General features: G+C 71.3%; 22 protein-coding genes. 13 read left to right on the plus strand and 9 right to left on the minus strand.

The window, feature by feature from the left end:
- Position 1 precedes the first annotated feature (1 nt).
- The 4 genes from ACSP97_RS27345 (at position 2) to ACSP97_RS27360 (ending at position 3,377) form a co-directional block, all read left to right on the plus strand.
- Positions 2-535, plus strand: coding sequence for a GNAT family N-acetyltransferase (locus ACSP97_RS27345; protein ID WP_358301458.1), 534 nt, complete (start codon positions 2-4; stop codon positions 533-535).
- Positions 535-1,710 (plus strand): MFS transporter, encoded by a 1,176-nt coding sequence (locus ACSP97_RS27350; RefSeq protein ID WP_358674586.1) that lies wholly within the window; start codon positions 535-537, stop codon positions 1,708-1,710. Before ACSP97_RS27345 ends, ACSP97_RS27350 begins: the two co-directional genes overlap by 1 nt.
- A 109-nt stretch (positions 1,711-1,819) precedes the next feature.
- The gene (locus ACSP97_RS27355) at positions 1,820-2,794 is read left to right on the plus strand and encodes a phosphotransferase family protein (protein ID WP_440558483.1); all 975 of its coding nucleotides are present in this window, start codon (positions 1,820-1,822) and stop codon (positions 2,792-2,794) included.
- Between the two features lie 82 nt (positions 2,795-2,876).
- Positions 2,877-3,377 (plus strand): DUF4234 domain-containing protein, encoded by a 501-nt coding sequence (locus ACSP97_RS27360; RefSeq protein WP_382008403.1) that lies wholly within the window; start codon positions 2,877-2,879, stop codon positions 3,375-3,377.
- 5 nt (positions 3,378-3,382) lie between these two features.
- Here ACSP97_RS27360 and ACSP97_RS27365 read toward each other — a convergent pair whose 3' ends face one another.
- Positions 3,383-4,822, minus strand: coding sequence for an amidase (locus ACSP97_RS27365; RefSeq protein ID WP_440554692.1), 1,440 nt, complete (start codon positions 4,820-4,822; stop codon positions 3,383-3,385).
- A 124-nt stretch (positions 4,823-4,946) separates the two neighbouring features.
- Here ACSP97_RS27365 and ACSP97_RS27370 point away from each other — a divergent pair, with 124 nt between their 5' ends.
- Positions 4,947-5,573, plus strand: a complete 627-nt coding sequence (locus ACSP97_RS27370; RefSeq protein WP_355530874.1) for a TetR/AcrR family transcriptional regulator — start codon at positions 4,947-4,949, stop codon at positions 5,571-5,573.
- 164 nt (positions 5,574-5,737) lie between these two features.
- Here ACSP97_RS27370 and ACSP97_RS27375 read toward each other — a convergent pair whose 3' ends face one another.
- Positions 5,738-6,181 carry a MarR family winged helix-turn-helix transcriptional regulator gene (locus tag ACSP97_RS27375; RefSeq protein ID WP_355148488.1) on the minus strand — a complete coding sequence of 148 codons (444 nt, stop codon included), beginning with the start codon at positions 6,179-6,181 and terminating at the stop codon, positions 5,738-5,740.
- Positions 6,182-6,273: 92 nt separating this feature from the next.
- Here ACSP97_RS27375 and ACSP97_RS27380 point away from each other — a divergent pair, with 92 nt between their 5' ends.
- On the plus strand, positions 6,274-6,621 hold the full coding sequence (locus tag ACSP97_RS27380) for a DoxX family protein (RefSeq protein WP_355148486.1): 348 nt from the start codon (positions 6,274-6,276) through the stop codon (positions 6,619-6,621).
- A gap of 395 nt (positions 6,622-7,016) precedes the next feature.
- On the opposite strand, the gene ACSP97_RS27385 is transcribed toward ACSP97_RS27380, so the two are convergent.
- A complete protein-coding gene (locus ACSP97_RS27385; protein WP_440554695.1) occupies positions 7,017-8,510 on the minus strand; it encodes an aromatic amino acid ammonia-lyase in 1,494 nt (497 codons plus the stop codon).
- Positions 8,510-9,895, minus strand: a complete 1,386-nt coding sequence (locus ACSP97_RS27390) for an MFS transporter (protein ID WP_382070200.1) — start codon at positions 9,893-9,895, stop codon at positions 8,510-8,512. Before ACSP97_RS27390 ends, ACSP97_RS27385 begins: the two co-directional genes overlap by 1 nt.
- A 140-nt stretch (positions 9,896-10,035) precedes the next feature.
- Here ACSP97_RS27390 and ACSP97_RS27395 point away from each other — a divergent pair, with 140 nt between their 5' ends.
- The 7 genes from ACSP97_RS27395 (at position 10,036) to ACSP97_RS27425 (ending at position 16,318) form a co-directional block, all read left to right on the plus strand.
- Positions 10,036-11,166, plus strand: a complete 1,131-nt coding sequence (locus ACSP97_RS27395) for a hypothetical protein (RefSeq protein ID WP_440558484.1) — start codon at positions 10,036-10,038, stop codon at positions 11,164-11,166.
- A gap of 249 nt (positions 11,167-11,415) precedes the next feature.
- Positions 11,416-12,591 (plus strand): glutathione-independent formaldehyde dehydrogenase, encoded by a 1,176-nt coding sequence (locus ACSP97_RS27400; protein ID WP_440554698.1) that lies wholly within the window; start codon positions 11,416-11,418, stop codon positions 12,589-12,591.
- Positions 12,592-12,861: 270 nt separating this feature from the next.
- Positions 12,862-13,428: a type 1 glutamine amidotransferase domain-containing protein gene (locus ACSP97_RS27405; protein WP_355148675.1), complete on the plus strand. Its 567-nt coding sequence runs from the start codon at positions 12,862-12,864 to the stop codon at positions 13,426-13,428.
- Between the two features lie 85 nt (positions 13,429-13,513).
- Entirely contained in the window at positions 13,514-14,020 is a 507-nt protein-coding gene (locus ACSP97_RS27410; RefSeq protein ID WP_440554700.1) for a hypothetical protein, read from the plus strand.
- The gene (locus ACSP97_RS27415) at positions 14,017-15,192 is read left to right on the plus strand and encodes a zinc-dependent alcohol dehydrogenase (RefSeq protein ID WP_355148476.1); all 1,176 of its coding nucleotides are present in this window, start codon (positions 14,017-14,019) and stop codon (positions 15,190-15,192) included. Before ACSP97_RS27410 ends, ACSP97_RS27415 begins: the two co-directional genes overlap by 4 nt.
- Before the next feature lie 377 nt (positions 15,193-15,569).
- Positions 15,570-16,091 carry an MMPL family transporter gene (locus ACSP97_RS27420; protein WP_355148474.1) on the plus strand — a complete coding sequence of 174 codons (522 nt, stop codon included), beginning with the start codon at positions 15,570-15,572 and terminating at the stop codon, positions 16,089-16,091.
- 74 nt (positions 16,092-16,165) lie between these two features.
- Positions 16,166-16,318: a hypothetical protein gene (locus ACSP97_RS27425; protein ID WP_157854636.1), complete on the plus strand. Its 153-nt coding sequence runs from the start codon at positions 16,166-16,168 to the stop codon at positions 16,316-16,318.
- Between the two features lie 85 nt (positions 16,319-16,403).
- Here the strand turns inward: ACSP97_RS27425 and ACSP97_RS27430 are convergent, their stop codons facing one another.
- The 5 genes from ACSP97_RS27430 to ACSP97_RS27450 form a co-directional block, all read right to left on the minus strand.
- Entirely contained in the window at positions 16,404-17,702 is a 1,299-nt protein-coding gene (locus ACSP97_RS27430; protein WP_355148472.1) for an aminotransferase class I/II-fold pyridoxal phosphate-dependent enzyme, read from the minus strand.
- A complete protein-coding gene (locus ACSP97_RS27435; protein WP_440554703.1) occupies positions 17,699-20,827 on the minus strand; it encodes an amino acid adenylation domain-containing protein in 3,129 nt (1,042 codons plus the stop codon). The genes ACSP97_RS27430 and ACSP97_RS27435 overlap by 4 nt, the downstream gene beginning before the upstream one ends.
- Positions 20,828-21,068: 241 nt before the next feature.
- Positions 21,069-21,989 (minus strand): SAM-dependent methyltransferase, encoded by a 921-nt coding sequence (locus tag ACSP97_RS27440; RefSeq protein ID WP_037662890.1) that lies wholly within the window; start codon positions 21,987-21,989, stop codon positions 21,069-21,071.
- A gap of 66 nt (positions 21,990-22,055) precedes the next feature.
- Positions 22,056-22,724 (minus strand): hypothetical protein, encoded by a 669-nt coding sequence (locus tag ACSP97_RS27445; protein WP_037662891.1) that lies wholly within the window; start codon positions 22,722-22,724, stop codon positions 22,056-22,058.
- A gap of 62 nt (positions 22,725-22,786) precedes the next feature.
- Positions 22,787-25,900: an amino acid adenylation domain-containing protein gene (locus tag ACSP97_RS27450; protein ID WP_440554707.1), complete on the minus strand. Its 3,114-nt coding sequence runs from the start codon at positions 25,898-25,900 to the stop codon at positions 22,787-22,789.
- Between the last annotated feature and the right edge of the window lie 22 nt (positions 25,901-25,922).

Here is a 25,922-nt window from a genome sequence, read left to right on the forward strand (position 1 = left end):
GATGGAACACCGCATACACATCCGGGAGATAGCGGCCCGCGACTGGCCCCGCCTGGCGGCCCTGGAACACGAGACCTACGCGCACCTCTCCCTCGCCGAGGGCGAGGAACTGCTGCGCTCCCGGGCCGCCTCCTCACCCGCCACCTGCTTCGCCCTCGACGCGGACGGCCGCCTCGCGGGCTACGCCCTGGCCCTGCCCTACCCCCACCTCGACTGCCCGGACCCCACCCGCCCGGAACCCGCGGTGCACCGCGCCGGCCCCAACCTCCACCTGCACGACCTCGTGATCAGCGCGCCCCTGCGCCGCAGGGGCCTCGGCACCCGACTCGCCCGCCACGTGACCGAGGCGGCCGCCGCCCTGGGCTTCGAGACCGTCTCGCTGGTCGCGGTCGACGGCAAGGAGACGTTCTGGCGCGCCAACGGCTACGAACCCCGTCACGAGGCCCGCGTCCCGCCGGCCTACGGCAGGGACGCCCTCTACATGTCCGCGACCACGACCGCGCTCCTGCCCCGCGAGACGGTGAGGACACGCTGATGCCCTCCTTCCCGCGGGCCAAGTGGTCGATCGCGGCACTGTTCTGCTTCCTCGGCTTCCAGTACGGCACCTGGGTCTCCCGCCTCCCCGCGCTGAAGACCCGCCTGGACCTGGGAGCCGGGGAAGTGGGCCTTCTCCTGATGGCCTGCGGCGCGGGCGCGGCGGCCGCGTTCCCCCTGGTCGCGGTCCTGATGCGGCGCCTGGGCTCGCGCCGCCTGGCCCTCTTGTCGGCGCTGGCCCTGATCGCCGTGCTGGCGGCCCTGTCGGTGGTCCCCGACTACCCGCTGGCGCTCCTCGCGGTCTGCGCGGACGGCGTGGCCGTCGGCTGTCTCAACGTCGCCATGAACGCCCAGGGCGCGGCCCTGGAGACGACGTACGGTCGCACGGCGATGTCCCAGCTGCACGCCACGTTCAGCGCGGGCCTGCTCGCGGCGTCCCTGCTCACCTCGGGGGCCACCACCCTGACGCAGTCGGTCCCGGCCCACTTCGCGGCGGCCGGGGCGCTCCTGCTCCTCCTGCTGGCGGCCGCCCGCCGGGCCCTGCTGCCCGACACCTCCCCACCGCCCGCCACCACCGGGAAGCAGCCGAGACGCCTCAAGCTGCCTTCCTGGACCACCCTCCTCATGGGCTGCGCCATGACGTTCGGCACCATCACGGAGGGGGCGATGAACGACTGGTCGACCCTGTACCTCAAGGACGCGGTCAAGGCGTCGTCCACGGTGGCCCCGCTGGGCATCGCGGTCGTCTCCGCGACGATGCTGCTGGCCCGGGCGTGCGCGGACCGCTGGCGCGACCGCTGGGGCGACGGTCCGGTGGTGCGGGCCGGCAGCGCGCTGGCCGCCGTGGGCCTGGCCCTGGCGCTGTCGACCGGCGGAGTGGTCCCGACCCTCCTCGGCTTCGCCTGCGTGGGCCTGGGCGCGGCCGCCATCACCCCGTGCGTCTACGTCGCCGCCGCCGAACACGGCTCCGACGCCCTGTCGTTGGTCGCCGCCATGGGCACCACGGGCCTGCTGGCGGGCCCGGCCCTGATCGGTTTCGTGGCGGGCGCGGGCGGTCTCACCCTGGGCATGGCGGTGGTCGCCGCTTCGGCCCTGGCGGTCACCCTGACCGCGACCTGGATCCCCTGGCGCGAGCGCGCCGTCCGGCAGGCCGAGCAACCGGTGGCCGCCGCATAAGTGTTCGCGCGCGCACCGCGTCCTGGCATAGCGTCGTCGGCCGAAAGGATCGTGAACTCGCCTCTACCGAAGGATCGTTGTGGTGACGGAGCACGGAGCGCCCAGATCGCTGCCCTGGCACCGGCTGGCCGCCGCGGCGCGCTCCGCGCTCGGCGGCGGCCGCCGGCTGGAAGCGGCGCTGCGGCTGGCGGGCGGCAGCCGGAAGGGCGTCTACCGCCTCCGGATGGACGACGCGACGACGGCGATCGCCTACGTCTGGGACGACGACGAGAACCACTGGCCCGCGGCGGCCGGCGGCGACGACCTGGCGGACCCCCTCGCACCGGGCACCGGCCCGGACCTCTTCGCGGCCGCGCACACCCGGCTGACCGCCGTGGGCGTCCGCGTCCCGGCGCTCCACCTGCTCGACCGCACCGGCTCGGGCCTGGCGATCGTGGAGGATCTCGGCGGCCGGACCCTTCAGGCCCTGCTCGCCGACGCTCCCGAGACAGCCGCGCGGACCATGGCCGGACTACGCGACGCCCTGTCGGCGATGCACGCCCACCGGGCCCCCGGCTACGGCAAGGTGGCCCTGGTCGACGGCGGGGGCCGCGCGCACGGCACCAGCTGCGAGCAGGTCGTCCTGGCCCGGGCCCTCGAGGACCTGGCCGAGGCCGCCGTGCGCGAGCCCCGTCTCGCGGCGGCCAGGACCCGCCTGACGGACCATCTGCTCGCCCTGGCCGCCGACGTGCGCCCCCGTACCCGGCACACGGTGGTCCACGGCGAACTGGGCCCGGACCACGTCCTGGTGGACGAGACGGGAAGTCCGGCCCTGATCGACATCGAGGGCACCATGTACTTCGACCGGGAATGGGAGCACGCCTATCTGCGCATCCGGCTGGGCGACTCCTACGGCCCCCTGTCCGCCCCCGGCCTGGACGCCCGCAGGCTCGCCCTCTACACCCTGGCCCACCACCTCTCCCTCACCGCGGGCCCGCTGCGCCTGCTGGACGGCGACTTCCCCCACCGCGCGGCGATGCGGTCGATCGCGGAGCACAACCTGAGGAAGGCCCTGGATCACGAACGCATGACGACTCTTCATTGAATCGCCAACTACCTTCACAATCCCTTCACTTCCTGTCATGCTCCTCGGTCTGACATCAGAACAAGCCGTTGGGGAGCACGAGATGGACGAGATCAGACCCACCGCCGAGCACAGCCGAAGCGCACCGTTCGCGGACGGCGGCGCGATCGCGCCGGGCGCGGACGCCCCGGTCGTGCACCGGCTGCCGGGCCTGGCGATGAAGCGCCGCGGGCCCGTCGCCGTGTGGCTGGGGCTGCCGATCGTCACGCTCGGGATCTACCAGCTGGTGTGGTACTACAAGATCCACAAGGAGTTGCAGGAGTTCGACCGGCGCCGGACCCTCAGTCCGGCGGGCAGCATGCTGGTCCTGCTCTTCCTGAGCTGGACCGTGATCGCCCCGCTGGTCTCCTACCACAACACCGGCAAGGCCATCGCGAACGCGCAGCGCGCGGCCGGTCTGCCGGTGACGTGCAGCCCCGCCGTGAGCACCTGGCTGTCCTTCGTCTTCGGCCTGAACATCTGGTACATGCAGCGCCAGCTCAACCTGGTCGTCGACGCCTACCCGGGCGTCGCCCCGGGCACCGAGGTGCCGCTCGCGGCCTGACCCCGCTACCGCCCCGCCCACACCGCGGGGGTCCTGCCCGACCACGGCGCGGCCCGTTCGAGCTGCCCGGCGAGCCGGAAGAGCCGGCCTTCGCGCCCGTGACCGGCCGCGAACTGCATGCCGATCGGGAGCCCGGTGGCGGGATCGGCCGTCACCGGCACGGACATGGCGGGCGTGCCCGCCACGTTGAACGCCATGGTGAACGGCGCGCGGTCGAGGACACGGGCGATCCAGCCGAGGCCGTCCAGCGCCTGCGCGCCCTCGGCCTGGGCGCCCAGCGGCGCCGGAAGCTCCGGCAGGGTCGGGGTGAGCAGGACGTCGTGGCCGTCGAAGTGGCGTGCCAGGCTCCGTGCGACCCGGTTGCGGACCGCGAGGGCTGCGGCGAACCGGGGGCCGCTGACCCGCTGCCCGTAGCGGTAGCCGGCCAGGCTCACCGGCTCCAGGGTCGAGGAGTCGACGGGCCGGCCGAGGGCGGCGGCCAGCCCGTCCACCGTGGCCGCCAGGTTCACCGTCATCAGCCGGGCGTTGGCCAGGACGAACTCCTCCCAGTCCACGCCGAGTTCGACCGCGACCGGCTCCACGTGGTGGCCGAGGGATTCGAGCAGCCGGGCGGTGCGGGACAACGCGTCGGCCACGGGCGGGGTGGTGCGGCGGCCGCCCCATGCCTCGGCGAGCACACCGATGCGCAGTCGGCCCGGATGGCGGGTGACCTCCTGCGCGTACGGGCGCGACGGCTGCGGGGCGACGTAGGGGTCGCCGGGCTCCGGGCCGCTGATCGCGTCGAGCAGGGCCGCGCTGTCGCGCACGCTGCGGCTGACGGCGCCCTGCACGGCCAGGCCGCTGAACACCTCGTCGGCGTCGGGCCCCATGGAGACCCGCCCACGGGTGGGCTTCAGTCCGAAGAGGCCGTTGCACGCGGCGGGGACGCGGAGCGAGCCGGCGGCGTCGGTGGCGTGCGCGATCGGGACCACCCCGGCGGCGACGGCCGCGCCCGCGCCCCCGCTGGAACCGCCCGCGGTGCGCGCCGGGTCCCACGGGTTGCGGGTCGCGCCGTGGAGCACCGGTTCCGTCGTGATGTCGTACGCCAGCTCCGGCGTGGCGGTGCGTCCGATGGTCACCAGGCCGGCCCGGCGCAGCCGCGCCATCAGGAAGGAGTCGGCACCGGCGACATGGCCGGCCGCCAGACGGCTGCCCAGCTCCGACCGCCGGCCGGCCATGGTGACTCCGATGTCCTTGATCAGGAACGGCACCCCGGCCAGCGGCGTGCTGCCGGGCCGCGGCTCGTCGTCGGCCGGCCACGTCTCCACGACGGCGTTGATCCGCGGACCGACCGCCGCCGCGGCCTCGCGTGCGGCGGCCTCCAGCGCGGCGGGGGTCACCTCACGCCTGGCCACCAGCTCCGCGAGCCCGACCGCGTCGAAGCTCACGTACTCGGTCACTCTCACTGTCTCTCCCCGGGCAGATCGATACTCATGAGTCTCGGGCGATACCGAGCGGTATCGAGCGGGACGGACTGGTACCGTAACAGGCTGAGGAACACGCGAACCGCTCGGACGTCACGGAGTAGTCATGGCTTCGACCACCAGCAGGCCGGGCAGGGTGGCGAAGCTGCCGCCCCGTGAGCGCATCCTCGACGCCGCGGAGGAGCTCTTCCAGAGCGAGGGGATCCGGCGGGTCGGCGTCCAGGCGATCGCCGAGAAGGCCGAGACCACCAAGATGGCGATCTACCGGCACTTCGAGACCAAGGACGCGCTGGTCGCGGAGTGGCTGCGGATCGTCGCCGCCGACTACCAGGCGGCCTTCGACCGGGCCGAGGCCGAACACCCCGGGCAGCCCCGCGAGCAGATCCTGGCCCTGGCCCGCTTCATCGCCGACGGACTGCCCGCGATCTCACACCGGGGCTGCCCGTTCATCAACTCCATCGCCGAACTGCCCGACCGCGACCATCCCGCACGGCAGGTCATCGAGCGGCACAAGGCCCAGCAGACCCGCAGGCTGGTCGGCATGTGCGCGCAGGCCGGTCTGCCCGACCCCGAGCAGACCGCGGCCGAGATCACCTTCGTCCTCGAAGGCGCTCAGGTCAGCGCGCAGAACGGAAGCATCGACCGGGCGGGGGAGCGGCTGATGAGGATCGTCGAGGCGCTGATGGCCCGACCCGGCTCCCCCCTCGGCACGCCCCGGCCGTCCAACGGCTGACCGCCTTCCGGGCCGCCTGCCGACCATCTGCTGACCGCCCCTCGGACCACCTGCCGGTCACCGGCTGGCCGTCCCCCGGCGCCCGCCGACCGCCGGTTGACCCTCCCTCGGTCCGCCCGTCGGTCACCGGCCGACTGTCCTGCGGGCCGCCTGCCGAACGCCGGCTACTCGCCGCACTCGTGGGCGGCCGGGTCCACCACCACGCGGTCGAGCAGGTCCCGCAGCTGGGCCTGCTCGGCCTCGGTGAGACCGCCGAAGAGCTCGCGCTCGGCCGCGCTCACCGCCGTGTCGATGCGCTCCAGGGCCTCGCGGCCGGCCGGGGTGATCTCCACGATGTGCCGCCGCCGGTCGGCGGGGTCACGACGCCGCTCGCACAGCCCCGAGGACTCCAACTCATTGAGGAACGCGACCAGTTGACTGGGATCCACCCCCATCGTGACGGCCAGCTCACGCTGACTGGTCGGGCCGGGGGCGAGCTGCATCAGGGTCATCGCGTTGCGCGGGTGCAGACCGGCGACCGCCAGGGCGGCACGGATGCGCGCGCCGGTGAGCTCCCCGCGGAAGGAGAGGAGAAAGCCGAGTCGGTCGTTCGGATGCGCAGCTGCCATGGCGCCTACCGTAACAGCGGCCCGACTATGGACCCCGGCAAATCATTGATACGGTTCAACGGTTTCCGTCCCCGGATCGTTGGAGTTCACCCATGTTCATTGGTTACCTCGTCGTGGCCGCGCTGCTCGCGCTCGCCTGCGCCGCCTCCGCGTTCCTCACGTTCACCCGCAATCCGCAGGTCGTGAGCAGCATGACCAAGGTGGGCGTGCCGGACTCCTGGCTGCCATGGCTCGCCACCGCCAAGCTGGCGGGCGCCCTCGGCCTCCTCGCCGGCCTGGCCGTCCCCCTCCTCGGCGAGGCCGCGGCCGTGGGTCTGGTTCTCTACTTCGTCGGCGCGGTGATCTTCCACCTGCGCGTGAAGGACTTCGCGGTGGCCCCGGTCGTCGTCCTCACCCTGCTCGCGGCGGCCGCACTGGCCCTGCGCGCGGCCTCCGCCTGACGCCGGGCGCCGCCGGCCACGGCGAAAACGCCGCCGCCCCCGCGTCAGGACCCGCGCGGTGCGGGCCGGGCTGGGGGGCGGGCGGCTCGGCCAGGGGGTCGCGGCCGTCGGAGATCGTGGATCAGCTCACCAACTCACCGACGAGCCCCGCCGCCTGCTCCGTCCCGACCAGGAAGCCGCCGCGCCCGTACGGCGGCTTCACCGCCCCGAGCCGGCCGGCAGCCGGGATCGGCGCGGCCAACTCCGCCTGCCGGGCGGCGGATCGAGGCGGCCGTCTTCCGCGACCGCGGCGACCGGCGTCGGCGCGGTCACCCGCCGCGGGGCCCGCCGCACGCCGCCCCGGCTCCGACAGGGCCAGGCCGACAGACGCCCGCGCGCTGTGGAACCGTGCCTGGTCAGAGCAGTCCGGCCGCGGCCGCCACGTCGGCGGACAGGTTGCGATCGCGGATCGCGGGGTCGAGCCGCGCAACGGCCTGGTGGTAGAAGTCGCGCAGTTCGCCGTTGCCCGGCGGAAGGACTCCACGCATGCGCAGCGCCCTGACCGCGGCCAGAAGTTCGCAGGCCAGCACCAGACGGAAATGCTCGGCGGACTCCAGCAGCCGACGGGCGCCGGTGGAGGCGAAGCTGGCGTGTTCCTCGACTCCGCGGGAGATGACCGCGTGTCCGAGCGTCACTGGCTGGGCGGCGCCTCGCAGTTCGGCCAAGGCGGACTGTGCGGCGTACTCGGTGATCATCACCCCGCTGCTGCCGTCTTCCCTCTCGGCGAGGAACGGTGGCAGTGACGTGAAGGCCGGTTCGACGAGGATGCCCAGACGGGTGGTGGAGAGCTCGGCGGTGCTCAGCAGCGCCAGCCGGAGCTGGTCCAGGGCCAACGCCAGGCGGGCGAAGTGGAAGCCGCCGTGGTGGTGGTACTCCTGGGTGTCCGGGTCGAGCAGTGGGTTCTCGAGCGCCGCATTGAGTTCGACGTGAAGTACTGTCCGCAGGCTGTCCAGTGCCTCCAGCGCGGTGCCGTGCACCTGCGGCAGGCAACGCAGCCCGAAGGGGTCCTGGATCAGGGCGGGCTGCCAGTCGGCGGCGGCGAGCAGCGAGCGCATGCGTGCGGCGAGGTGCTGTGCCCCCGGATGAGCGCGGCGGGTGTGTACGTGTGCCGCGTAGGGCTCGGTGGAGCCGCGTACCGCGGTGAGGGTCAGTGCCGCGACCAAGGGCACGCGATCCAGCAGACGGACCAGGTCGTCGGTGGCCAGGGCGGCCTGGCCGACGGTCAGCGCACCACTGGATATGAGCGGCAGCGCGTCCCACCGGGTGAGCCGCAGGGCGGCCGGGGCGGGCCCGGAACCGCCGTGCCAGGGCAGTTCTCCGGCGAGGGTGAGTCCGAGCTCGGCGAGGGCCGACAGATCACCGGTGCCGATCGACCCCAGGGAGTGGACGCGCGGCAGGTGCCCGCTGGTCAGGGCCTGGGCCAGCCGGTCCGCCACCGCCGCGGAGACGGCCGAGCCGCCGGCCAGCAGCTGATTGAGCCGTACCGCGAGCATGGCCCGGACCTGCTCGTCCGGGACCAGTGGGCCGATCCCGCCGCTGTGACTGCGCAACAGGCGCATACCGAAGTCCTCCGCGGACTGCTCCGGGACGACGGTGGTGCGGTTGGCGCCCACGCCGGTGGTGTAGCCGTAGACCGGACGCCGCCGGACGACCGCGCGGCCGACCCGGCCGGCCTCGACCAGCCGGGCACGGGCCGCGGCGTCGATCACCGGGCGGGCGGTGCCGCGCGCCAGAGCGGCGGTCTGGGGAATGGTCAACGACCGGCCGTCCAGGGTGACGGAGTCCAGGGCGAGGGTGCGCGCGTCGGGCACGGCGGCGGGGACGGTGTCGGCTGTCTGCTGTGGTGTCATCAGTGGTGCCAGTCTTCCGCGGTGGGGGCGTCACGGGTCTCCGGGGCCCACGCCATGCTGACGGCTGTGCCGAGGAGCAGGACCAGGGCCATCCAGCCCATCGACCAGCCCACCCCGAGGCGGGTGAGGCTGACGGGCAGGACAAAGGTGCCGACGGCGGAGGCGACCCGGCTGGTGCCGTTGAGGAAGCCGACGCCTGAGCCGCGCAGCGCCGTGGGAAACAGCTCGGGCGGGTAGACCTGGGTGATGTTGGAGGCGCCGGCCATCACGAAGGTGTACACCAGGAAGGGGATCATCAGCGCCCAGCCGGAGGCGCCGCTGAGCACGGCCATCAGCGCCAGGCAGACGGTCAGGACGGCGAAGGTGCCGATGGTGAACGGTCGCCGCCCCATCCGCTGCACCGGCCACAGTCCGAGTACGCCGCCGGACAGGAGCGCGAGGTTCAGCACCAGGTTCTGGGCGGTCGCGTCGTTGATGCGCAGCGTGCTCAGGATCTGCGACATGAAGGTGTAGATCGCGAAGTAGGGCAGTACCTGCGCGCTGTAGAAGATCACGCCGAACCAGGTCTTGGCCGCCTGTCCGCGGGCGAAGAGCTCACGGTAGCGGGCGGCGGGCGGCGGCTCGGCCGTGGATGCCGTGGCCTCCTCGGCGGTCGGCGAGGTCTGTCCCAGATAGCGGCGGCGGATCCGCGCGGCCTCGTCGGCGCGGCCTTGGGAGGCCAGCCAGCTGGGGGACTCCGGGATACCGATCCGCAGCAACAGGACCAGCAGGGCGGGCAGGGCACCGCTGGCGAGCAGCCAGTGTGCGGCGGTGTCGGTCAGCGGCAGGTAGGAGGTCAGGATGTTGGAAAGGACGTAGCCGACGGTCCACAGCACGGTCAGCGAGCCGAGCAGGACGCCGCGCAGTCGCCGCGGCGCGAACTCGGAGAGCAGGGTCGGGCCGACCGCGTAGTCGGCACCCAGGCCGAAGCCGATCAGCAGGCGGAGGACGAACAGCAGCCCCGGGCCGTGCGCCCACAGCTGGGCGGCGGAGGCGAGGGCGATGAGGACGAAGTTGTAGAGGTAGACCTTCTGGCGGCCGATCGCATCGGCGACCCGGCCGAGCGTGATGCTTCCGAAGAAGAGACCGATGAGCGCGGAGGAGCCGAGCAGGCCCTGCCAGATGCCGGACAGGTGCATCGAGGTGCTCAGAGCCGGAAGGACGGCGCCGATGGTGCCCAGCGCGTATCCGTCGGAAAAGTTGGCGCCGAACGTGGTTGCGGTGACCCGGAGATGAAAGCCGGTCAGCGGCTCGGGGGGAGCGGAAGCGGCAGGCGGTGTGGAGGTGGCTTGCGTGGACACGGGGGTTCTCCCGGGGGCAGCCGGACTGGGGAGGTTCCACAGCATGCATGAATCGTCACAGTCAGACAAGGTGTTGAGTGAAGAAATGCATTCACTGTGCGGGGTGTCAGGGGGCGCCGACGTTGTCTCGGGGGCATCCTGTGGGCACTGGGATCGCCGGGGCAGCCGGTGAGAAGGGTCCGGTGATGCGGGTGTCGTCACAGAGCGTTACGGTCGTGGCTCTCCTGGCGGATCCGGACGCGCCGACGGAGATCGCGCGGCGCATGGCTCGGACACTGCCCGCCCGGCTCGCCGAGAAGTCGGGCCGGGGGCGACGGTTCGATGTGGAGGTGGTCAGTGAGCCCTTCACCGCGGGGACCGAGGATCTGTCCACGTTGATGCGCCGGATCATGGACCGCGGGCGTGCCGAGAACTGGGACGTCGTCGTGGCGATCACCGACCTTCCGCTGCACTCGCACGGGCACAAGCTCGTTGTGGACCTGAGCCATGAACACGGCCTGGCGCTGCTGTCCCTTCCTCCGCTGGGCGGCCTGCGTCTTCAGACGAGAGCCATGCGGGCGGTGAAAGAAACCGTGCTCAGCTTGGCGAGCCCGCGAGCCACCAGTACCGAGCAACCTCCGCGGCGTCGGCCGCTGGGACGCTTCGTCAGCCGTCTCGCACCCGTTCACCAGGGCCCGATCGGCGAGGACGAGATCGCTGACCTGCGGTACGTCGTCAGCGGGCCGCGCGGTTACCTGAGAGTGCTCGGCGGTATGGTCCGTGCCAACCGGCCGTGGCGGTTGGTGCCGGGCCTGTCGAAAGCCCTGGCGGCCGCACTCGCCACGGGAGCCATCGCCACCGTCAACTCCACCATCTGGAGCCTGTCCGAGGCCCTGAGCACCGCGCGCCTCGTGATCGCCATGGTCGGGTCTGTCACGCTCATGATCGGCTGGCTGATCGTGGACGCGCACCTGTGGCATCGACCAACGGACGCCTCGACCGAGGAGAAGAAGAGGACGAGCCTCTACAACGCCTCGACGGTCATGACCGTGGGCATCGGAGTGATCGTCTGCTACGGAGGCTTGATCGTCATCAATCTGGTGTCGGCGCTGTTCATCCTCAACGACCGCGTGTTCGCATCCATGACGCGATCCCCGCTGCACGCCACGGAGTACTGGACACTGTCCTGGCTCGTCTCTTCGATCGCCACCGTGGGCGGGGCGCTGGGATCCGGCTTCGAGAGCGCGGAGGCGATCCGCACAGCCGCCTTCTCCAAGCGCGAACAGGAACGTCGCGACATGCTCCACGACGACCACGGCGACCAGCCCGCGAACTGACCCGATCGATCGGTGTGTGGTTGTTTCGCCTCGGAGGCCGACGGGGACCCGCACGCTACGCCGCTGGAGCGCCGAAGCTCCGCCTGGCGGACCGGCGGCAGGACCACCCGTCCACCTGATCCGGGTGAATGGCCCGCAGAGGCGTGCCGGAGCCACGGACTCCGTCGTGGTACTTCCGGGAGTCGGGCTCCTTGCGCCGTCTCGTCATCGCCGTGCCGCGGTCACGCCGTGACACCGAGAGAAGTCATCATGAAAGCAGCGGTATACGAAGGACCGCGGACGGTCGCAGTGAAGGACGTACCGGACGCGAAGATCGAGCATCCCTGCGACATCATCGTCAAGATCACCACCACCAACATCTGCGGTTCGGACCTGCACATGTACGAGGGCCGCACCTCGTTCGAGTCCGGCCGCACCCTGGGGCACGAGAACATGGGCCAGGTGGTGGAGGTCGGCTCGGCCGTCCGCAAGGTACAGGTCGGCGAGTACGTGGTCCTGCCCTTCAACATCGCCTGCGGTTTCTGCAAGCAGTGCGAGCGGGGCCTGACCAACTACTGCCTGACCATGCAACCGCAAGCCGAACTCGCCGGAGCCGCCTTCGGATTCGCCGACATGGGCCCCTACCAGGGAGGCCAGGCGGAGCTGCTGCGCGTACCCTACGGCGATTTCAACGCGTTGCGTCTGGGCGAGGACGCCGCCGAGCGGCAGACCGACTACGTGATGCTCGCCGACATCTTCCCCACCGGCTATCACGCCACCGAGATGGCCCACGTCAAACCGGGCGACCAGACCATCGTCTTCGGGGCCGGTCCCGTCGGGCTGATGGCGACCTACTCCGCGCTCCTCAAGGGCGCCGGCCGCGTCTGGACGGCCGATCACCACCCCGACCGGCTGCGCAAGGCGGAGGAGATCGGGGCCATCCCGATCAACACCGCCGAGCAGAACCCGGCGGAGGTCGTCAAGGAGGCCACCCTCGGTCTCGGTGCCGACAACGGCTGCGAATGCGTCGGCTACCAGGCACACGACCCCCAGGGACACGAGGACGCCAGCCTCACGCTCAACGGCCTGATCGACTCGGTCAGGTTCACCGGCGACATCGGCGTGGTGGGCGTGTTCCTGCCCGAGGACCCCGGCGGCGCGCAGGCCCAGGGCGAGCTGGAGGCGCACGGCAAGGTCCCGATCGACTTCGGGATGATGTGGTTCAAGGGCCAGCACATGGGGACCGGGCAGGCGCCGGTGAAGAGGTACAACCGGGCGCTGCGGGACCTGATCGTCGGCGGGAAGGCGAAGCCGAGCTTCGTCGTCTCCCACGAACTCAGCCTGGACGAGGCTCCCACCGCCTACGAGCACTTCGACGCCCGTGACGAAGGCTGGACCAAGGTGGTCCTGCACCCCGACGGACACGGCAACGGCCACAAGCGGTAAGGACCCTCTGGTCCGCCGTCCGCCTGCTCCCCCGGACATGGCCGGCCGACGAACGGCGTCCGGCCCGGTGGGGCGGACGGCGGACCCGCTTGACGCGCGCGCTCGGCAGGCCGGACCTGCACCCGCTTGTGCGGTCGAGCCATGGATCCACTGGTGATGACACGCGTCAATCCCATGGCACGCGTCACGTCCACACCGCGACCGGGCGGCAACCCTCACCGCTCCCTCGCCGAGCAGCCTCCCCGGTCCTTCACTGAAGGGATGAGCACGATGACACACGAACTGCGCGGCCGGAAGGTCGCGATCCTGGCGGCCGACGGCGTCGAACGCGTCGAACTCGAGCAGCCACGCGGCGCCCTGCACGGCGCCGGGGCGGAGACAGAGGTCCTCTCCATCCACCCCGGCGAAATCCAGGCCCGCCAATGGGACCTGAACCCCGCAGGGACCTTCCCCGTCGACCGGCTCGTCTCGGACGCCTCCGCCGACGACTACGACGCCCTGCTGCTGCCCGGCGGCACCATGAACCCCGACCAGCTCCGGGTCAACGAGGACGCCGTCGGCTTCGTCAAGACCTTCGTGGACTCGGGCAAGCCCGTGGCCACGATCTGCCACGGCCCGTGGACCCTGGTGGAGGCCGATGTCGTGCGCGGACGCCGCCTCACCTCGTGGCCGAGCATCCGCACGGATCTGCGTCATGCGGGAGCCGAGGTCGTCGACGAGGAAGTCGTCATCGACGGCCAGTTCACCTCGAGCAGGTCACCCGCGGACCTGCCGGCCTTCTGCGCCGCCATCGTCGAGCAGTTCTCCCATGCCGGCCGCCCGGTCTCCGGCACCTAGAGCCGCGCCCACGCGCCCGCAGGACATCCCGCGGACCCGTGCGACGGGCGGCCTGGGACATCGCCGTTGGGAAGGGAACGAAGTCGTGAAGAAGCCCACAGCAGGCGGCGCGGTCTCCACCGCGGTCAGCATGGGAACCGAGGCCCTGGGCGCCGCGGTCTCGGCGGCCCGCCGCGCCGGCGAAGCCATCCGACCGGGAACCTCCCACGCCGGGGAGTCCGAGAGGCGGTGGCACGTGATGACCGTGTGCGCGTCCGCCGAGGAGGTGGCGCCCGGCGGGAAACCGCCGGAGCCGCTCGCCCGGCTCGGCGACGCCATCGACACCCGGCTGCGCCCCGCCCCCGGGGAACGCGGGACGGAACTGGCCTGCCGGCTGCACGACAAGGAGCATGCCGGACCGCAGGGCAACGCCGAGCCGGTGACCGGACACGCCACGGTCCAGGAACTGCGGACCGCGCTGCGGCAGGCCAAGGCGCTGGTCGAGACGGGAGAGATCCTCCTCCCCGACTGGCCGTCGACCAACCGGCCCACGGTCACCGGGCGCCCGCTGGACAAGTTGATCGAAAAGGCCCGAGGGGAGGGACGGCTGTGAAGGCACTGACCTGGCAGGGCACCAACGACCTGTCCGTCGAGCAGACACCCGACCCCGCGATCCGCAACGAGCAGGACGCGATCGTCAAAGTGTCACAGACCGTGACCTGCGGCTCGGACCTGCACCTGCTGGGCGGGTACATCCCGTTCATGCGGGCCGGCGACATCCTCGGCCACGAATTCGTCGGCGAGGTCGTCGAGACCGGACCGCGGGTGCAGCGGCACAAGACGGGCGACCGCGTGGTGGTCTGCTCCTTCATCTCCTGCGGCCGCTGCTGGTACTGCAAGCAGGGCCTCTTCTCCCTCTGCGACAACGGCAACACCAATCCCGGCATCACCGAGCATCTCTGGGGTTCCGCCCCGGGCGGCTGCTACGGCTACTCCCACGCCCTGGGCGGCTTCGCCGGCAGCCATGCCGAGTACATCCGCGTTCCGTACGCGGACCAGGGGGCCTTCCCGGTGCCGGACGCCCTGGACGACACCACGGCGCTGTTCGCATCCGACTCGGCGCCCACCGGGTGGATGGGTGCCGACCTCGGCGGGGTGAAACCGGGCGACGTGGTCGCCGTGTGGGGGTGCGGAGCGGTCGGCCAGATGGCCGCGCGGGCGGCGCTACTGCTGGGCGCCGACCGGGTCATCGCCATCGACCGCTTCGAGTACCGTCTGGACATGACCCGCCGGCACGTCGGCGCGGAGACCCTGAACTACGAGAAGACCGACATCGACGCCGAGTTGCGCGAGATGAGCGGCGGCCGCGGCCCGGACGTGTGCATCGAGGCCGTCGGCATGGAAGCCCACAGCTCCGGGGCCCAGCAGCTCTACGACCAGGCCAAGCAGCAGCTGCGTCTGCAGACCGACCGGTCCGCCGCCGCGCGCCAGGCCATCCAGGCATGCCGCAAGGGCGGCAGCGTGTTCATCCTCGGCGTCTTCGCGGGCTTCGTCGACAAGTTCCCGCTGGGCGCGGTGATGAACAAGGGCCTGACCCTGCGCGGCGCCCAGCAGCACGGCCACCGCTACATCCCCATGCTCCTGGAGCGCATGGAAAGGGGCGAGCTGGAGACGGCCCACCTGGCCACCCACGTCATGTCCCTCGACGACGGGCCGAAGGGATACCACCTCTTCAAGGAGAAACTCGACGGCTGCGTACGCGCCGTCTTCCAGCCCGGCCGGTGACGACGGCTCCCGGCACAAAGGACCGACGGCATGCCGAGGTGTCGTGCCCCTTCCCGGGAAGGGGCACGACACCGTGCTGTTCAGATGTCCCGGAAGAGACCAGCCGGCGCCTTGACCTGCGGTGATGGCGGGTCGTGATGCGCTGACCTGCGCGAATGGGCTTTCGGTTGTTTCACGCTCATGCCCCTCGATGCAGCCGGAAGTCCCAGAAAAGTCCCAGAGGGCTCCCAGCGCTGGCAGACTCTGTCAGTCCTTGTGGTGGGCCGCGCGGACACGCTGTCCGGAGTGCCGTCCGTGCGCACGATGTCCCTGCGGACCGTGCTGACGCCGGCTACTGGTGCTGGGTTGCCCCGGCATGGGCGGGAAAGTCCGCCGTGATGGCACACTTCGCCGGGCTCACGGTGATCACCGCGCTGTGCGGCCTGGCCGTCGTCCGCATCCCCTTTCTGACCGTGATGGGGCTGGCCGGGGCCAGCGCCGTTCTGATCGCGGTCGCCGTCTCGACCACCCTGCTGCCCGCGATGATGGGCTTCGCAGGAGAGTGGCTGCGCCCGAAGCCGGGCTCGCGTGCCGCCCGCCGCGAGCGCGCCACGCAGCAGCCGGACCACGGTGGGCGGCGGCCCTTCGGCGAACGTTGGGGCCGTGCCGCCGTACGGCGTCCGATGCCGACCCTGCTCGCCGTGCTGCTCGGCCTGCTCGCCGTCGCTGTACGCGCCAGGGACCTCCAGCCCGCCCTACCGGACAACGGCTCCGCGGCCGTCGACGGCACCCGACGCAAGGCGTACGACGTCGTCTCGGAGAAGTTCGGCCCAAGTTTCAACGGCCCGCTGCTGATCCTCGCGGACACCTCGCACACGGATGACCCCGGCAGGGTACAACCGCTCTCACCAAGGAGCTGAAGGCCACCGAGGGCGTCGCCGCGGTCGGCAGGCCGCAGTCCCTCGACGGCGGCAAGAGCGCGGTCGTCCAAGTCGTGCCGAAGAAGGGCCCGGCGGACGAGAAGACCAAGGACCTTGTGGAACACATACGCGACGAGGCACCGAACTGGCAGCGGGAGACCGGTGCCCTGATCCAGGTGGACACGAAAGCCTTCAACAACACCGCGGAATTCCATACCGTGGGATGAGGCAGTCGAGTCGTTTGCAGCGCAGATGAGAGCGGGCCGGCGTAGCTGGTGAGGTGCTGCACCAGGCGGGGTGCCGTCGTGCTCCTCAGACAGGAGGCTGACGCTCCTCACCGTTACGGCGGAGGGGCCTGGGCGAGCTGCCACGGTTCGTCGTCGACGGGCCGGTTGTTCTGCGGCGCTCAAGGAAACGAGCCAGCCTGGTGGTCGCTTCGGTGAGGACGTCGGGCGGGGGCAGGGTGACCATGCGCAGGTGGCCGGATGGAACCGGTCCGAGGCCGGACCCGGGAACGACGAACAGCCCCTCCTCGTGCAGCAGGTCGGAGGCCAGGCTCTCGTCGTCGCCCAGACGGTACTGACCGGGAGTGATGCGGGGGAAGACGTAGAACGCGCCGCGGGGTTTGACGGTTCGTACGCCTGGGATGTCGGCGAGCAGGCGACACAGGTGGTCTCGTCGAAGGCACAGTGCACCTCCTGGGGCGGTCAACGCCGTTGTGTCGTCGATGCGCAGCGCGGCTGCCACGGCGCCTTGCGCGGGAACGTTCGGGCACAGCCGCAGCGACGCGAGGGTGTCGAGCGCGGCGACGTAGTCGCGCGCGGGGCCGCGGCAACCGGTCAGTGCCAGCCATCCCATGCGGTAGCCGGGGATGCGGCTGCGTTTGGACAACCCTCCGAACGTCAGGCAGGGTACGTCCGGGGCGCACTTCGCGAGCGGCGTGTGACGGGTGTCGTCGTAGAGGAAGTCGGCGTAGATCTCGTCGGCCAGGAGGACCAAGCCGTGCCTGCGGGCGATGTCGGCGATGCCGTCGAGGACCCCGCGAGGCCATACTGCGCCGGTGGGGTTGTTGGGGTTGATCACCACGATGGCCCGTGTCCGGTCGGTCACCCGGCGGGCGATGTCACCCGGGTCCGGGTACCAGTCGGAGGCTTCGTCGCACGGATAGTGCACCGGCCGCCCGCCTGCCACGACGACGGAGGCGGTCCACATGGGATAGTCCGGTGCCGGGATGAGAACCTGGTCGTGGGGGTCCAGGAGCGCGTGCAGGGACAGCGGTGCGAGTTCCGAAACTCCGTTGCCGAGGTAGACGTCGCACGACCGTACGGTGTCGAGTCCCTTGCCGCGGTAGTGCTGGGCCACCGCATCACGGGCCTCCGGGAGCCCGGCGGCGCCGCTGTATCCGCAGGAGTCGTCGAGGCGGTCACGTACCGCCTGCACCACTTCACGGGCGGGTGGCAGACCGTGCGTGGCAGGGTCTCCGAGACTCAGCGTGAGTACGTCCTCCCCGGCGGCTCGCATGCGTTCGGCCTGTGCCGCGAGCGGCCCACGCAGACTGTAGGAGACACCCGACAACTTACGCGACATGCCGATATGGTGGCGCGACGTCATGCGATGTCCCCGGGATCAGATGCGGCGCGGTTGGATGCGGAGGGCGGCGCAAGGAACCCGCTGTGCCTGAATTCGCGCAGGTAGGTGTCGAGCAGCCCGGCATCGACGGGCGGACAGACAAGTCCGCTGCCGGCGAGTGCGGCGTCGGTGTTGTGGCGGCTGAAGGCGGGGAAGACACCGTCGGTGTACATCTGCTTGACCGAGACCTCACTGTCCCGGGCCGGTTCGATGAACATGGCGACATATGGGGCCATGGGGTGGTCGGGCAGCCGGGCCGTCAGCTTGGCGAGCATCTCCGTCCACGCGTCGTAGGGCACGGTCCGTACCGGATATCCCATGGCGGTCAGGCGTTCCACGATTAGCGGCAGGCGGGCGGGGCGAGGGTTGGTGAGGTGGTAGACGCGGCCGTCGGGTTCCTGGTGGGTGATGAGGTGTGTGATCGCGTCCGCGGTGTAGTCCACCGGCACGAAGTCCAGCGGCAGGGCCATGTCCGGGGCGAGGCCGGTCTCGGCGATGGTCCGGAACAGGGCGCACATCATGGTGTCGGTGTTCCACACGCCCCGGTCCACGGTGCCGGTCACCTCGTAGGGGCGGTGGACGGCCGTGGGCAGGCCGCGTCGTCCGGCCTCGACGACAAGGTTCTCCGCGACCCATTTGGTCTCGGGGTAGCCCAGGGACAAGCGGTCGACGTGGTCGAGAGGCGTGTTCTCGTCGACGTGCGCCACACCGGCGGTGCCGAATCCGGCGATCACCGCGATGGTGGAGATGTAATGGAGCGGCTTGGTGGTGTGCTCGCCCGCCAGCTCCAGGACGGTGCGGGTGCCACCGACGTTGATCGGCGCGAGCGCGTGGTAGGGGTAGGCGAAGTTGACCCGGGCGCCGCAGTGCACAATCAGGTCGATCTCACGGGCGAGCCGGTCCCACTCTTCGTCGGACAGCCCGAAGTGCGGCTCGGCCAGCTCTCCGCAGACGGGGACGACACGGTCCAGCAGCGGTTCGGGGTCGAGGCCGTAGCGCCGCATCCTGGCCGCCAGCCGCGCGAGGGCCCGAGGTGAGTCGTCGGCGCGGATCAGGCAGTGTACTCGCTCCACGCCGTCCCGCAGCAGCCGGTCGACGAGGTAGACCCCCAGGAAGCCGGTTGAGCCGGTCAGCAGCACCTGGCGCGGGACCCGGGCCGCGGCCGTGGCGGGCGCGGTGTAACGCAGCTCCGGGTCGAGTCGGCTCTCGATCGCGAAGTCGGTGTCCGGGGCGATGGGTTCTTCGTGACCGTCGAGTAAATCCTGCACCGTCGCGGCGAAGTCCCGCAGGGACGGGTCCGCGACCAGGCTGCGGATCATCGCACGCCCGAACTCGGCCGGCACTCCGAGGCGTTCGCGCACCGCGGCGGTGACCTGTGTGGCACGCAGCGACGTACCGCCGAGAGCGAAGAAGTGCGCATCGCGTCCGACCATGTCCGCATTGAGGACATCGCGCCACACGCTCGCGAGGATCTCCTCCACCTCTCCGCGGGGCGCGTCGTCGCGGGCGGAAGCGGCGGGTGTGGCGAGGGCGGACAGCGACCTGCGGTCGACCTTGCCACTGGAGGTGAGGGGGAGTGCGTCCACCAGCGCGATGCGCGTCGGCGTCATGTAGCTGGGTAGCCGGTCGCGTACGTGCTCGTGCAGGTGAGCCGTGAGGTCCTTCTGGTCACGTCCGCTGTGCACCACGACAGCGGCCATCAGCCGCTGCCCCGCCCCTTCGCCGACGACATCGACCGCCGCCTGACGCACGTGCGGATGTGCCGACAGCACGGACTCGACCTCGTCCAGCTCGACGCGGTAACCGCGGATCTTGACCTGCCGGTCGCGCCGCCCGAGGAATTCGAGCGCTCCGTCCTCGCGCCACCGTGCCATGTCGCCGGTGCGGTAGAGCCGTCCACGTATGTCGGCGGGGCTCCATCGGTCCTCGACGAAGTGTTCCGCCGTCCTGTGCGGTTCGCCGAGGTACCCCAGGGCAACACCATCCCCGCCGACCCAGAGTTCGCCCGTCTCACCGGGGGCGGCGACCGTGCCGTCCTCGCGCACCACGTAGGCGGTCGAGCCCGCGACCGGCGTCCCGATGGGCACGTTCTCGGCCTGCGAGGACAGCTCGTCCAACCGGCAGACGGTGGACAAGGAGGAGTTCTCGGTGGGCCCGTAGCCGTTGAGGAACACGGCGGGCCGGCTCTCCGTCAGAACGGCCCGCACGGCGCGAGGGCTGAGTACATCACCGCCCGCGACGAGAAGACGCAGCCCGGCGAAGAGGTGGGGTGCGACGTGGGCGTGCTGGTGGAAGAGGCCCGCGCTCAGCCACATCACGCTGACGCCCCGGCCGCTCACCACGTTCTCCAGCGCCTTGGAGTCCAGCAGCTCCGAGTCCTGCGCGAGGAGGAGGCAGGCGCCGTTCAGCAGAGTGGCGAAGATCTCGAAGCAGGAGACATCGAACGTCAGATCGGTGGTGGCGAGGACGCGGTCGTCGGGCCGGATGCGCAGTTCCCCCGCCCCGCGGGCCAGCCTGGTCTGGCCGCGGTGGGGACACACCACGCCCTTGGGAGCGCCGGTCGATCCCGATGTGTAGATGACGTACGCCGCTTCATCGGCGGCACGTTCACCCCACCACCGGGGATCGGCGTCCTCGGGGCCACCGAACAAGTCGTCGGCGCAGACGGCGGTCGTGGAGTCCGGCACCTCCACGGGTTCGTCCGCACCGTGCACAGCCACCCGGACGCCGGCGTCCCGCATGATCCCGGTCAGCCGGTCGGCGGGCTGATCCGGACCGAGCGGGAGATACACCCCGCCCGCGTGCAGGACCGCGAGGATGGCGGCCACCGCCGCCGGGGACCGCCGCATTGCCACCCCTACCACATCCCCGGCGCCGATCCCGTGCGCCCGCAGCGCCGTGGCGCCGCGCCGGACTCGTGCTGCCAGCTCCTGGTAAGTCCATGCGCCGTCCGCCCATTCGACGGCCGTCGCTTCGGGCCGGGCGTCGGCCTGTTCCGCGAAGAGCAGAGGAATGGTGGCCGTCCGGGGGTAGGTCGCGGACACCTGATTCCAGTCATGAGCATGCTGGGGCAGGGAGGTGGGGGTGGTTTCGCCTGATGTTGCCACGTCGACTCCTTGGATTCGGTTAGGTGGTCGAGGTCGTCGTTCTCCGGCGTCATCCGCTGATGGCTGACGCGGATGTGTGCGGTTCGGCCCGTCGGGCACCTTGCGCGCCAGTACCCGGGGCGAGATGTCGGGCGCGCGTACGGGAATTGCCGCTCGGCGCCGCGGTGACGGCGGACCTCACGATCCGCCGCCCAGGAGGGGCCGCTCGGCGCCGCGCCAAGGGAGGCCGGTACCGAGTGCCCTATGCGGGAATTCGTTCGGCGACGATGCTGTGGACCGACGCTTCCCGTCGGAGCAGGGCGACCGCCAAATCCGCGGCCATGCGCCGAATCGCCTCCAGGGGTGGGCTCGCCTCCTTGGGGAAGTGGACGTCGATGTTGCTCTTGAGCTCCAGCACCCAGCGGGCGGCGTCCTCCGCGCAGGGCAGCACTCGCTCGTCCCTGATCCGGAAGCCGTTGTCCCGCATGACGTCGGTGACATAGCGCAGCGACTTGCGGTGCTCCAGCGCCAGATGGTCCGCGTCCGCGGGCAGCCGCGGCTCACGGGCCAGGAACTCCTCGCTGTAGAGCGTCTCGGAGACGACGAGCAGCGACCCCGGCCGCATGCGCCGGGACAGCGCCGCGGTCGCGGCCTCGTACACCCGAGGGGGGAGGTGCGTGATGACTCCCCGGGCGAGCGCCAGGTCGTAGGGCTGTTCCGGGTCGGGCAACTCGGCGATGTCGGCGGCGTCGCACAGATACAGGCGGACGCGGCCCGGTCGGGGCACGTCGCGCACGAGGCCGGCGCAGTGCGCGAGTTGCTCGGCGCTGATGTTCACGCCGTCCAGGCGTGGACAGCCGGGGAAGACCTGCGCGAGGTGCCTCAGCGTCGCTCCCCACCCGCATCCCACGTCCAGGATGCGTTGCGGGCGCGTGTGTCCGGTCCTCTCGCCTGTGGCGAGGGCGAGTTGCTGTTCCAGGTACCGGAGCCCTGCCTCGTCGAGGGACACGGGGCGAGGCGCGTCCGGATGGCCGAAGACGCCCCACTGGAAGTGCAGTTGCTCGCCTATGACCTTCTGCCAGTCTGCCGGGGAGTCCTCGTAGGCCCGGACCACGTGGTCTCGGAACGGATCGCTTTGGCGGCTCGGCAGTACCTCGTACGTCGATTCGTCGGTGCCGTTCAAGACGGCTTCCTTTCGATAGGTCGTGCGGTGCCGGGGTGGTCGTTCCGGCGCCGCAGGTTCACTGGTTCAGGCCGGGTCGGCCGTCGTGGCCTTCCAGACGCCCAGCAGCGCGTCCGAGACGCGGTGGGCGTGGAACAGCGCCTCTTGGGGGTTGTCGCCGCGGTCGAGGCCGTCCTGGGCGACGGCCAGGGCGAGTTCCTCCAGAGCGCCGTCGCCGGGGTCGTCGTAGTAGTCGAGGAACTCCTGCGGCACCGGGGCGCCCGTCTCCCGCAGGCGTCGTGCGACGGCGGTGGCGCCGGAGTAGTAGACCTGCATGTCGGTGTGGGCGGCCAGGGCTGCCGCGCTCTGGCTTCCGGATGTGGCGATCCAGGACATGGCGCCGTGGAAGGCGTAGGCGCCGCCGTCCGCCGTCCGGCCCGCCAAGTCGGTCTCGGACATCCCGAGGGCCCGGGCTACCTCGCGCAGCTTGGGCGTGGCCTCGTGGACGATGCGTGCCAGAGTCACCCAGAGTTCGGCGGCGGGCCGGTGGGGGAACCGGGCCAGCAGGGTGCCGTACGCGACGAGTTCGACCGGGTGGGCCTGGTACTCGACCGCGACCAGACGGCGCAGGGGTTCCAGGACGCCGGGGCCCGTGACGGGTGCCAGGACGAGCGGGCTGCCGGGCGCTTCGCCGGTGAGGCGCTGCCGGACGTCTTCCGCCAGGGCTTTGGCGTCGGTGTGGTTTCGGGTGGTCATGTGATTCCCTTCGGTGGTGGTCGGCGACGGGCGACCGTCGCCGGTTCGGGTGGGTGTACGCCTCAGGCGACGACGTCGGTGGCTTCCGGTGGCGGTAGGTACCCGCTCTCCCGGAGACGTCGGAGGTAGAGGTCGATCAGCCGGGCGTCCACCGGCGGGCAGGCCAGCCCGGCGTCCGTCGACACACGGCCGGTGTTGTCGCGGCCGAGCCGGGGAAACGTGCTCGTGAAGTACGGCTGCTCGGGGGCGATGCCCGTGCCGGACGCGGACTCGACGAGCAGGGGGAGGTACGGCGTCATCGGGTGCCGGGGGTCCGTATCGATCGCCCGGACGACCCCGGAGACCCAGTCCCGGTATGTGACCGTGCGCACCCGGTAGGACATGGCACGCAGACGGTCCACGAGCAGGGACAGGCGTGCCGGGTCGGGATTGGTGAGGTGGTAGACGCGGCCGTCGGGATGCTGGTGGGTGACCACCCGGGTGATCACGTCCGCCGTGTGGTCCACGGGGACGAGGTCGAGCGGCAACGGCACGTCGGGGGCCTCGCCGCCTTGCGCGATCGTGCGGAACAGCGCGCACATCAGGGTGTCGGCGTTCCACACCCCCCGGTCACTGGTGCCCGTGACCTCGCATGGGCGGATGATCGACGCGGGAAGCCCCCGACGCGCGGCTTCCGCCACCAGCTTCTCGGCGACCCACTTGGTTTGCGCGTAACCGCCTGGCAGCCGGTCGGGATGGGCGAGCCGCGTGCGCTCCGTCGCGTGTCGGACGCCCGCGAGGCCAAGGCCGGCGAGCACATCGACGGTGGAGATGTGGTGCAGAGGTTTGAGCCGGTGCGTGGCGGCCAGTTCGATGACCGTACGTGTGCCGCCGACGTTGTCCGGAGCCAACGCTTCGTAGGGGTAGGCGAAGTTGACCCGTGCGCCGCAGTGCACGATGAGATCGGTGTCTTGTGCCAGCCGCTCCCAGGCGGCGCGGTCGAGCCCGAACCGCTCAGTGGACAGGTCGCCGGGGACCACCGTGACCCGGCCGCCCAGGATGTGCGGGTCCAGGCCGTAGCGTCGCATCCGGGCGGCCATGCGCGCGGCGCCGTGCGCTTTGTCCCGGGTGCGGACGAGGCAGTACAGGTGTTCCGCACCGGCCCGCAGGAGCCGATCGACGAGATGGACGCCAAGGAAGCCGGTGCAACCGGTGACGAACGCCCGTCCGGGGTTTCCGGCTTGGGGCAGGGGCCCGGTGAAGGGCATCGCCCGGTGCAGTCGCGCTTCCGCGTGGAAGTCCGGCTTGGTGTGTGACGCCCGCGCCGTCCCCTGCTCGGCGAGATGCCGCGCCCGCTCCGTGAAAGCCCCGAGGGTCGGATTGTTCAGCAGCTCGCGGACGAGGGCACTGCCGTTGGCCGGGGCGATGCCGAAGTGGCGGCGGGTGGCCGCGGCGACGTGTGTCGCCGTCAGCGAGGTGCCGCCCAAAGCGAAGAAGTCGTCCTCCCGGCAAAGGGTTTCCCTGTCCAGCGCCTCGCACCAGATCCGCTCGACGGCCCTCTCGTCCGCGCATGCCGGCGCTCCGCCCCCGCATCCACCGGCCGCCGGCTGCGTGAGCCGGGCCATGAGGCGGGCGTGATCCGCCTTGCCGCTCGTCGTCAGCGGCAGGTCCGGGACGCAGACCAGCCTGCTGGGCACCATGTGGGCCGGCAGGCGGCCCCGGACGTGGTCGTGCAGACGCGCGGCCAGGACGGTGCCGTCAATGCCCGGCTGGCCGACCATGACCGCGCCCAAGTGCTGCCCCGGTCCTTCGCCCAGCATGTCGACAGCGGCCTCCCGGACGTCTGGATGGCCGCACAGCACGGCCTCGACCTCGTCCAGCTCGATCCGGAAGCCCCGCAGCTTCACCTGCCTGTCCGTGCGCCCCAGGAACTCCAGCACGCCGTCGTCCCGCCGGCGCACGATGTCGCCCGTCCGGTAGAGGCGGCCGCGCGGATCGTCACCGAAACGGTCGGGGACGAAGCGCTCCGAGGTCCGTTCCGGGTCGTTGAGGTAGCCGATCGCCACGCCGTCCCCGCCCACCCACAGCTCCCCCTCCTCCCCGGCCTCGGCCAGGCTGCCGTCGCGTCGGACCACGTGGACGGTGGTGGCGGGTACCGGCCTGCCGATAGGTACGAGCTCCGCCTGCTCGGACAGGTCGCGAACCGTGTACGAGGTGCTGATGACGCCGTTCTCCGTCGGCCCGTAGCCGTTGACCATGGCGCCCGGCGCGCCGTGGGCCAGTACGGCGCGGACTGCGCCGGGGCTGACCGAGTCGCCGCCTACCATCAGACAGCGCAGTCCGGAGAACATGTGGGGCGCGGATCCGGCGTGAACGTGGAACAGCCCGGCAGCCAGCCACAGGGTGGTGATGCCCTGATCGCGCAGGCACTGCGCCAGCGCCTCCGTGTCGAGCAGGACGTCGGGTTCCGGCAGCACCAGGCACGCTCCGTTGAGCAAGGTGCAGAAGATCTCGTAGCAGGAGACGTCGAACGTCGGGCTGGCCGTGGCGAGCAGGCGGTCGCCAGGCCCGGGAACCGCCGGATGGTCGGCGGTCACGAAGCGGACCAGCCCCCGGTGGTGGCACAGCACGCCCTTGGGTACACCGGTCGAGCCGGAGGTGTAGATGAGGTACGCGGCGTCTGTCGCCAGCCGTCCCGTGGTGCGGCACGGTTCCGTCCGGGCCGCCCATGTCCCTTCCAGCTCGTGGGTGGTGACACGGACGAGCGGGAGGGACGAAGGGACAGCGGCGCCGGGCAGGGTCACCAGACATTTCGCAGCGGCGTCCCGGATCATCGCGGCGAGCCGTCTGCCGGGGGTGCCGGGGTCGAGGGGCAGGTGGACGGCGCCTGCCTCCAGGACGGCGAGCGTGGTCACCACCGACTGCGGGGAGCGGTTCAGGAGCACGGCGACGACGTCACCGTTGCCCACGCCGCGGGCCCGTAACCGTTCGGCGGCGCGGAGCACCCTGTCGTGGAGTTCCCGAAACGTCCAGCGGCCGCCGCTCCACACCAGCGCCTCGCTGTCGGGGGACTGCCGTACCCGCTGGGTGAACAAGTCCGGGAGCAGGACGTCGCGGGGGTAGCCGGTACGGGTGTTGTCGTATGCGCGGACGTGCCCGGGGGTGCGGCCGTCCGGGGTGGGCGCCGTCGACGGCATGCGTGCGTCCTTTCGTGAGAGG

Origin of the sequence: Streptomyces sp. SCPE 10 (genome assembly GCF_051980735.1) — a bacterium.
Taxonomy (GTDB): domain Bacteria; phylum Actinomycetota; class Actinomycetes; order Streptomycetales; family Streptomycetaceae; genus Streptomyces; species Streptomyces misionensis.

Bases quoted from the DNA above. Each gene is read 5' to 3' on its own strand.
- ACSP97_RS27345 (WP_358301458.1), top strand. From the start codon at position 2: ATGGAACACCGCATACACATCCGGGAGATAGCGGCCCGCGACTGGCCC.
- ACSP97_RS27350 (WP_358674586.1), top strand. From the start codon at position 535: ATGCCCTCCTTCCCGCGGGCCAAGTGGTCGATCGCGGCACTGTTCTGC.
- ACSP97_RS27360 (WP_382008403.1), top strand. From the start codon at position 2,877: ATGGACGAGATCAGACCCACCGCCGAGCACAGCCGAAGCGCACCGTTC.
- ACSP97_RS27370 (WP_355530874.1), top strand. From the start codon at position 4,947: ATGGCTTCGACCACCAGCAGGCCGGGCAGGGTGGCGAAGCTGCCGCCC.
- ACSP97_RS27375 (WP_355148488.1), bottom strand. From the start codon at position 6,181: ATGGCAGCTGCGCATCCGAACGACCGACTCGGCTTTCTCCTCTCCTTC.
- ACSP97_RS27380 (WP_355148486.1), top strand. From the start codon at position 6,274: ATGTTCATTGGTTACCTCGTCGTGGCCGCGCTGCTCGCGCTCGCCTGC.
- ACSP97_RS27385 (WP_440554695.1), bottom strand. From the start codon at position 8,510: ATGACACCACAGCAGACAGCCGACACCGTCCCCGCCGCCGTGCCCGAC.
- ACSP97_RS27390 (WP_382070200.1), bottom strand. From the start codon at position 9,895: ATGCTGTGGAACCTCCCCAGTCCGGCTGCCCCCGGGAGAACCCCCGTG.
- ACSP97_RS27395 (WP_440558484.1), top strand. From the start codon at position 10,036: ATGCGGGTGTCGTCACAGAGCGTTACGGTCGTGGCTCTCCTGGCGGAT.
- ACSP97_RS27400 (WP_440554698.1), top strand. From the start codon at position 11,416: ATGAAAGCAGCGGTATACGAAGGACCGCGGACGGTCGCAGTGAAGGAC.
- ACSP97_RS27405 (WP_355148675.1), top strand. From the start codon at position 12,862: ATGACACACGAACTGCGCGGCCGGAAGGTCGCGATCCTGGCGGCCGAC.
- ACSP97_RS27420 (WP_355148474.1), top strand. From the start codon at position 15,570: ATGGCACACTTCGCCGGGCTCACGGTGATCACCGCGCTGTGCGGCCTG.
- ACSP97_RS27430 (WP_355148472.1), bottom strand. From the start codon at position 17,702: ATGACGTCGCGCCACCATATCGGCATGTCGCGTAAGTTGTCGGGTGTC.
- ACSP97_RS27445 (WP_037662891.1), bottom strand. From the start codon at position 22,724: ATGACCACCCGAAACCACACCGACGCCAAAGCCCTGGCGGAAGACGTC.
- ACSP97_RS27450 (WP_440554707.1), bottom strand. From the start codon at position 25,900: ATGCCGTCGACGGCGCCCACCCCGGACGGCCGCACCCCCGGGCACGTC.